The sequence below is a fragment of the Sphingopyxis sp. SCN 67-31 genome (assembly GCF_001725095.1).
Genome location: NZ_MEFH01000153.1, coordinates 1 through 7,035 on the forward strand (window position 1 = coordinate 1; position 7,035 = coordinate 7,035).

The following is a 7,035-nucleotide window of genomic DNA, read 5'->3' on the forward strand; positions in this document are numbered from 1 at the left end:
CCGCGCGCGTTGCGGATCGTCGCGACATGGTCGATGTTGACGCCCAGGCGCAGCCGCCGAGGGGAGGGCGCGCTCAATTCGCGCGGCTCCCCGGCTTCACCGCGGGAGTCGCGGCGAGTTCGGGTGGCAGTTCGTCTTCGGCATAGGTCGGAAAATTGATCGCGACGAGCGGGTAGAAGGGAACGCCGAGGTCGACGCTGCCCGCCGAACGATCGACGAGGGCGGCTTCGGCGATAACGTCGCCACCCGCGGCGCGTACCGCCTCCATCGCTTCGCGCGACGACAGGCCGGTGGTTACGACATCCTCGACCATCAGGATTTTGGCGCCGGCCGGGATCGCGAAGCCGCGGCGCAATTCGAAGGTGCCGGTCGGCCGTTCGACGAAGATCGCGGGCTTGCCGAGCGCGCGGCCCATTTCATGGCCGATGATGACGCCGCCCATCGCGGGCGAAACGACCATGTCGATCGCCGCGCGCAGGTCGCGCGGCAGCTTGGCGGCGAGGGCGATCGCCAGCCGTCCGGCGCGTTCGGTGTCCATCAAAACGCGCGCGCATTGCAGATAATATTCGCTGTGGCGCCCCGAAGAGAGCAGGAAATGCCCCTGCAACAGCGCGTCTGCGGCGCGGAACTCGGCCAGAATTTCGTCGTCGGTCATGGGAGGTTCGGTCTTTTGTCCATCAAGTCGCCCGCGTCGGATGAGCGGGTTTCGGGTACGAAGATTATCGTGCTGCAAAATAGTGTTAGAGATGCTTGAGGCAAGCGGCAAGCGGGTCTATAGCCCCGGCGAGTTTCAGCCTGTTCGCGGGCTGTCCGGGCCTGTGCCCGGCTGCCGAGACGGAGAGGTTGGGGGATCGAGAACAGCAACAGGCAACGGGCGGCACTATCCTTATGAAGAGCTTGAAAACCCTTGTAATTGCGGCGGCTTTGTCGCTCGGCACCGTGGGCGCGGTGCAGGCGCAGGCCCCGGCGGCAGCTCCCGCTGCGGCGCCGGCCGCGACGACGAACGCGACTCCGGCCGCGGCGACCAGCGATGCGGCGGCTCCCGCCGGCGACAAGGCTGCGGTGCCGGCCGGCGATGCGACCTATGTGCCGATGAAGCCGACCGCAGGCATCGGTCAGCCGGTCGAGGGCGGATGGAACTTCCAGGAACAGGAAAGCCCGATCGGCAAGCGCGCTTATTGGTTCAACCATTATATGCTGCTGCCCGTCATCACCTTCATCTCGCTGCTGGTGCTCGGCCTGCTGCTGTGGGTCGTCGTGCGCTACCGCGCTTCGGCCAATCCGGTGCCGTCGAAGACGACGCACAACACCTTCATCGAAATCATCTGGACCGCGATCCCGGTCCTGATCCTTGCGGTGATCGCGGTTCCGTCGATCCGCCTGCTCGCGGCGCAATATGAGCCGCCGAAGAAGGATGCGCTGACGATCAAGGTCACCGGCTATCAATGGTATTGGGGCTATGCCTATCCCGACCAGGGTATCGGCGAATATGTCTCGAAGATGCTGCCCGAGGACAAGGCCGTCGCCGCCGGCGAGCCTTATCACCTCGCGGTGGACAATCGCATGGTCGTCCCCGTCGGCAAGCAGGTGAAGCTGATCATCACCGGCGCCGACGTGATCCACAGCTTCGCGGTTCCCGCGCTGTGGACCAAGATGGACGCGGTTCCGGGCCGCGCCAACGAAACGACGTTCACCGTCGACAAGCCCGGCGTCTATTACGGCCAGTGTTCGGAACTGTGCGGCGTCGACCACGGCTTCATGCCGATCGCGGTCGAAGCGCTGCCGATGGACAAGTGGAAGGCGTGGGTCCGCTCGAAGGGCGGCAATCCCGACGGCGCCCAGGCCGCCGCCGCGGCAGCGCCCGCCGCCGCAGCTCCGGCTCCGACCGGCCCGATCCCGGCGACGACCGTCCCCGCCGCCGACACGACCACAGCGGCTCCGGCTGCGGCGCCTGCCGCCGCACCGGCCGCCAAGAATTAATCAGGGGGTCCGACAGATGACCGATATCGCAGCGACTGCACCGGCGCATGGCCACGACCATGCGCACGACCACGACCATGACACGCCCAGCTTCTTTGTCCGCTGGTTCATGTCGACGAACCACAAGGACATCGGCACGCTCTACCTGATTTTCGCGATCATCGCCGGCATCGTCGGCGGTGCGCTTTCGGGGATGATGCGTCTCGAACTCGCCGAACCCGGCATCCAGTATCTTCCGGGCTGGGCGCATATGCTTGGTGGCGCAGCGGACGCGACCGCGGGCAAGCATTTCTGGAACGTCATGATCACCGCGCACGGTCTGATCATGGTCTTCTTCATGGTCATGCCCGCGATGATCGGCGGCTTCGGCAACTGGTTCGTCCCGCTGATGATCGGTGCGCCGGACATGGCCTTTCCGCGCATGAACAACGTGTCCTTCTGGCTGACGGCGGTTGCGTTCGTCATGCTGTGCGGATCGATGTTCGTTCCGGGCGGCAGCGGCCTTGGCGCCGGTACCGGCTGGACCGTCTATGCCCCGCTGTCGACCAGCGGGTCGGTCGGCCCGGCGGTCGACATGGCGATCTTCTCGCTCCACCTTGCGGGTGCGGCGTCGATCCTCGGTGCGATCAACTTCATCACCACGATCTTCAACATGCGTGCACCGGGCATGACCCTGCACAAGATGCCGCTGTTCGTCTGGTCGGTGCTCGTCACCGCCTTCCTGCTGCTGCTCGCGCTGCCGGTCCTTGCCGCCGCGATCACCATGCTGCTGACCGACCGTAACTTCGGCACCACCTTCTATGACGCCACGGGCGGCGGCGATCCGCTGCTCTATCAGCACCTCTTCTGGTTCTTCGGCCACCCCGAAGTGTACATCATGATCCTGCCGGGCTTCGGCATCGTCAGCCAGATCATCTCGACCTTCAGCCGCAAGCCGGTGTTCGGCTATCTCGGCATGGCCTACGCCATGGTCGCGATCGGTGTCGTCGGCTTCATCGTGTGGGCGCACCACATGTTCACCGTCGGCATGAGCGTGAACCTGAAGATGTACTTCACCGCCGCGACGATGGTCATCGCGGTCCCGACCGGCATCAAGATCTTTTCGTGGATCGCGACGATGTGGGGCGGTTCGATCAGCTTCAAGACCCCGATGGTCTGGGCAATCGGTTTCATCTTCATGTTCACCGTGGGCGGCGTGACCGGCGTCGTGCTCGCCAATGGCGGCGTCGACACCAACCTGCACGACACCTATTATGTCGTGGCGCACTTCCACTATGTGTTGTCGCTCGGCGCGGTCTTCTCGCTGTTCGCGGGCTTCTATTACTGGTTCCCGAAGATGTCGGGCCGGATGTACAACGAGTTCCTCGGACAGTTGCACTTCTGGATCTTCTTCATCGGCGTGAACGTCCTGTTCTTCCCCCAGCACTTCCTGGGCCAGCAGGGCATGCCGCGCCGCTATCCCGACTATGCGGAAGCCTTCGCCTATTGGCACTATATCTCGTCGTTCGGCTATGTGATCATGGCCGTCGGCATGATCTTCTTCTTCGTGAACATCGCCTGGTCGCTGTTCGCGGGCAAGAAGGCCGCCGACAACCCGTGGGGCGAAGGTGCGACGACGCTCGAATGGACGCTGTCGAGCCCGCCGCCGTTCCACCAGTTCAACGAACTGCCGCGTATCGCCTGATTGCGCTGCGCCCCCTGCTAAGAGCCTTGGCAGGGGGCGCCCCGCTTTCCGGCCTGGAGTTAGCATGGCGCAGAGCCTGACCCACGGCGAGATGTCGCTTCCCGCAGATTGGCGCGACCTGTTCGCGCTGACCAAGCCGCGCGTGATGTCGCTCGTCGTCTTTACCGCGCTGTGCGGTTTGCTCGCGGCACCGGGCAGCGTTCATCCGGTGCTTGCCTTTTCGTCGATCCTCGCGATCGCGCTCGGGGCAGGCGCATCGGGGGCGCTCAACCAATGGTATGAAGCGACGATCGACGCGAAAATGAAGCGGACGGCGAACCGCCCGCTGCCCGCCGGTCGTCTCGACCGCCAGACGGCGTTGCAGTTCGGGGTCGGACTCGCTGCCTTTTCGGTCTTTCTCATGCTGTTCGCAGCCAATTGGCAGGCGGCGGTGCTGCTGACCGTTTCGATCCTGTTCTACGTCTTCATCTACACAATGTGGCTCAAGCCGCGGACGCCGCAGAATATCGTGATTGGCGGCGCGGCGGGGGCATTCCCGCCGCTGATCGGCTGGGTCGCGGCGACGGGCAGCGTCGCACCGCTGCCGATCGCGCTGTTCCTGCTGATCTTCCTCTGGACCCCGCCGCATTTCTGGGCGCTCGCGCTGTTCGTGCGGTCGGACTATGCCGCAGCGGGAATTCCGATGATGCCGGTGGTCGCGGGCGAGCGCGCGACGCGCCACCAGATCCTGCTCTATGCTGTGTTGATGGCGGTGGCGGCGATCGCGCCGTGGCCGCTCGGCTACACGGGCGCGCTCTATGGCTGGACCGCGACGATCCTGTCGGCGCTGTTCGTGCTGCTGTCGGCGCAGGTCGGCTTGCGCAGCGCGGGCTCGGACGACCGGATGCAGCCCGAAAAGCGCCTCTTCGCCTTTTCCATCGCCTATCTCTTCATCCTCTTCGGCGCGGTGGTCGCCGATCACTGGTTGCCACTATGACCGACGAAAATCCGCAACAGCCGTTCGACGAAGCCGAGTATCGCCGCCGCCAGCGCGTGCGCGCCAACCTGATGGGCTGGATCCTCGGCGGGCTCGCTTTCCTCTTTTTCTTCATTACGATGGCGCGCATGGTGGTGCCGACATGACGGACGAAGCGACACGCCGGAAAAATGGCCGCACCGCGGCGCTCGCGGCCTTGCTCGCGGCGGCGATGGTCGGGCTGGGTTTCGCGGCGGTGCCGCTCTACAATCTTTTCTGCCGCGTCACCGGCTTTGGCGGCACGACGCAGCGTTACGATCCGGTCGCCGCGGCCGAGACACCGAAGGTGTTGAGCGATACCGTCTCGGTGCGCTTCGATGCCAATGTGTCGCCCAAGCTGCCGTGGAAATTCTATCCCGAACATCCCACCGATACGGTCAGCATCGGCGCGCGCGACATGGCGATCTTCATTGCGCAGAATAATTCGCCGCACCCGATCACCGGCACCGCGACCTTCAACGTGACCCCCGACCAGGCGGGGAAATATTTTACCAAGATCCAGTGCTTCTGCTTCACCCAGCAGACGCTGAAGCCGGGCGAACAGATCCGCATGCCGGTGCTGTTCTTCGTCGATCCCAAGATCAAGGACGATCCCGACGCGCGCGACATTCAGGAAATCACCCTCAGCTACACCTTCTACCCAGTGGACGAGGGCAAAAAGGCGAGCTAAGGCCGCAACCAATAGAGTCTTACCAAGGACCGGCAGATGATGGGGATCATCGCGCTGGGGCAAAAAACGGGAACTGTGACATGGCCGGTGCCAAACATCATGATTATCACCTCGTAAATCCCAGCGTCTGGCCGCTTTTCGGCTCGGTCGCCGCGCTGGTGATGTTCTTCGGCCTCGTCATGGCGATGCACGCCGACCATTTCGGCGGTGCCGGCAAATGGGTGCTGGGTCTCGGTTTCATGGGTGTGATCGCCACCTTCTTCAGCTGGTGGGGCGAGGTCATCAAGGAAGCGCATGCCGGCGATCATACGCCGGTCGTTCAGTTGCACCTGCGCTATGGCATGATCCTGTTCATCGCATCGGAAGTCATGTTCTTCGTCGGCTGGTTCTGGGCCTGGTTCGATTTCTCGCTGTTCCCGGCGCCGGTCGAGATCGTCGACGGTGCGGTGACCTCGCTGTTCGGGCAGGAAGGCGCCGTTGCCGCGTCGATCTGGCCGCCGAAGGGCATCCATGTCATCGACGCCTTCTCGCTGCCGCTGCTCAACACGCTGATCCTGCTCTGCTCGGGCACGACGATCACCTGGGCGCACCATGCGCTGATCCACGGCGATCGCGAAGGGCTCAAGAAGGGTCTGTGGCTGACCATCATCCTCGGCCTGACCTTCAGCTGCATTCAGGCTTATGAATATGCCGAAGCGCCGTTCCCCTTCGGCACGATCAACTATACCTCGGCCTTCTTCATGGCGACCGGCTTCCACGGTTTCCACGTTCTGGTCGGCACGATCTTCCTGATCGTGAACCTCGTCCGCGTCTACAAGGGCCATTTCACGCCGACGCAGCACTTCGGTTTCGAAGCCGCTGCCTGGTATTGGCACTTCGTCGACGTGGTGTGGCTGTTCCTCTTCATCATCGTCTATGTCTGGGGTGGCTGGGGCGCACCGGTCGCCGCGCACTAAATTGCCGGACAGCGAACAGCATCAAAAGGGGCAGCCGCCGGTCTGGCGCGCTGCCCTTTTCGGTCTCTGCCCCGAATGCGGCGCGCCAACGCTGTTCGACGGGCCGACCAAATTCGCGCCGCGCTGCCGCGCCTGCGGGCTGGACTACTCGACCTACAATGTCGGCGACGGGCCGGCGGCGTTTCTGACCATGATTATCGGTGCGCTGATCGTTGCCGCGGCGATTGCCGTCGATTTCGCATTCGAGCCGCCGTTGTGGGTGCACGTGCTATTGTGGGTGCCGATCACGGCCGCCGCGGTCGTCTACGGCCTGCGGGTTGGCAAGGCCGCGCTGCTCGCGAGCGAACATCAGCGCAAGGCGGCGGAAGGGCGCCTGGTGGATCGGCATGACGACGACGCCTGACGCTCCTTCGCCCGGCGAAGCCGTCGCGCCGCCGCGCGGCTGGCCGGTGATTCCGACGATCCTGGTTCTCGCCGCCGTGGCGACGATGATTGCGCTTGGCATCTGGCAGTTGCAGCGCAAGGGCGAGAAGGAAGCGCTGATCGCGCTTTACGAACGCAACGGGGCGATGTCGGCGACGGTGACCTATCCGAAGCTGCCGCCGGTTCCCGACGCGATGCTCTATCGCAAAAGCAGCGTTATCTGTCTCGAGCCGGTGCGCTGGGATCCGCGCAGCGGCACCGATCGCAAGGGCGGAGGCGGTATTCGCATGATTGCGGATTGCCGCAC

The 7,035-nt window shown here is 64.1% G+C and carries 9 protein-coding genes; 8 read left to right on the forward strand and 1 reads right to left on the reverse strand.

Annotated features, from left to right (window positions below; translation table 11 throughout):
- Positions 1-73: 73 nt before the first annotated feature.
- Entirely contained in the window at positions 74-655 is a 582-nt protein-coding gene (pyrE, locus tag ABS88_RS22210) for an orotate phosphoribosyltransferase (RefSeq protein WP_062902833.1), read from the reverse strand.
- A gap of 233 nt (positions 656-888) precedes the next feature.
- Here pyrE and coxB point away from each other — a divergent pair, with 233 nt between their 5' ends.
- From coxB to ABS88_RS22250, 8 genes are all read left to right on the forward strand, one after another.
- The gene (coxB, locus tag ABS88_RS22215) at positions 889-1,980 is read left to right on the forward strand and encodes a cytochrome c oxidase subunit II (RefSeq protein WP_003050218.1); all 1,092 of its coding nucleotides are present in this window, start codon (positions 889-891) and stop codon (positions 1,978-1,980) included.
- A gap of 16 nt (positions 1,981-1,996) precedes the next feature.
- Entirely contained in the window at positions 1,997-3,664 is a 1,668-nt protein-coding gene (gene ctaD / locus ABS88_RS22220; protein WP_003050220.1) for a cytochrome c oxidase subunit I, read from the forward strand.
- Positions 3,665-3,728: 64 nt separating this feature from the next.
- Positions 3,729-4,640: a heme o synthase gene (locus tag ABS88_RS22225; RefSeq protein ID WP_003050222.1), complete on the forward strand. Its 912-nt coding sequence runs from the start codon at positions 3,729-3,731 to the stop codon at positions 4,638-4,640.
- Positions 4,637-4,786 carry a hypothetical protein gene (locus ABS88_RS22230; RefSeq protein WP_162928272.1) on the forward strand — a complete coding sequence of 50 codons (150 nt, stop codon included), beginning with the start codon at positions 4,637-4,639 and terminating at the stop codon, positions 4,784-4,786. The genes ABS88_RS22225 and ABS88_RS22230 overlap by 4 nt, the downstream gene beginning before the upstream one ends.
- A complete protein-coding gene (locus ABS88_RS22235) occupies positions 4,783-5,349 on the forward strand; it encodes a cytochrome c oxidase assembly protein (RefSeq protein ID WP_003050226.1) in 567 nt (188 codons plus the stop codon). The genes ABS88_RS22230 and ABS88_RS22235 overlap by 4 nt, the downstream gene beginning before the upstream one ends.
- An 80-nt stretch (positions 5,350-5,429) precedes the next feature.
- Complete coding sequence (locus ABS88_RS22240; RefSeq protein ID WP_003050228.1) at positions 5,430-6,305, forward strand: cytochrome c oxidase subunit 3; 876 nt, start codon at positions 5,430-5,432, stop codon at positions 6,303-6,305.
- Position 6,306: 1 nt separating this feature from the next.
- Positions 6,307-6,708, forward strand: coding sequence for a DUF983 domain-containing protein (locus ABS88_RS22245; RefSeq protein WP_003050231.1), 402 nt, complete (start codon positions 6,307-6,309; stop codon positions 6,706-6,708).
- Positions 6,692-7,035, forward strand: a 344-nt coding sequence (locus ABS88_RS22250; protein WP_286750613.1) for an SURF1 family cytochrome oxidase biogenesis protein, incomplete at its 3' end; no start/stop codon positions are given. The genes ABS88_RS22245 and ABS88_RS22250, both read left to right, overlap by 17 nt.

Excerpts from the sequence above, each read along its gene's own strand:
- pyrE (WP_062902833.1), bottom strand. The coding sequence starts at position 655 with ATGACCGACGACGAAATTCTGGCCGAGTTCCGCGCCGCAGACGCGCTG.
- coxB (WP_003050218.1), top strand. The coding sequence starts at position 889 with ATGAAGAGCTTGAAAACCCTTGTAATTGCGGCGGCTTTGTCGCTCGGC.
- ctaD (WP_003050220.1), top strand. The coding sequence starts at position 1,997 with ATGACCGATATCGCAGCGACTGCACCGGCGCATGGCCACGACCATGCG.
- ABS88_RS22225 (WP_003050222.1), top strand. The coding sequence starts at position 3,729 with ATGGCGCAGAGCCTGACCCACGGCGAGATGTCGCTTCCCGCAGATTGG.
- ABS88_RS22230 (WP_162928272.1), top strand. The coding sequence starts at position 4,637 with ATGACCGACGAAAATCCGCAACAGCCGTTCGACGAAGCCGAGTATCGC.
- ABS88_RS22235 (WP_003050226.1), top strand. The coding sequence starts at position 4,783 with ATGACGGACGAAGCGACACGCCGGAAAAATGGCCGCACCGCGGCGCTC.
- ABS88_RS22240 (WP_003050228.1), top strand. The coding sequence starts at position 5,430 with ATGGCCGGTGCCAAACATCATGATTATCACCTCGTAAATCCCAGCGTC.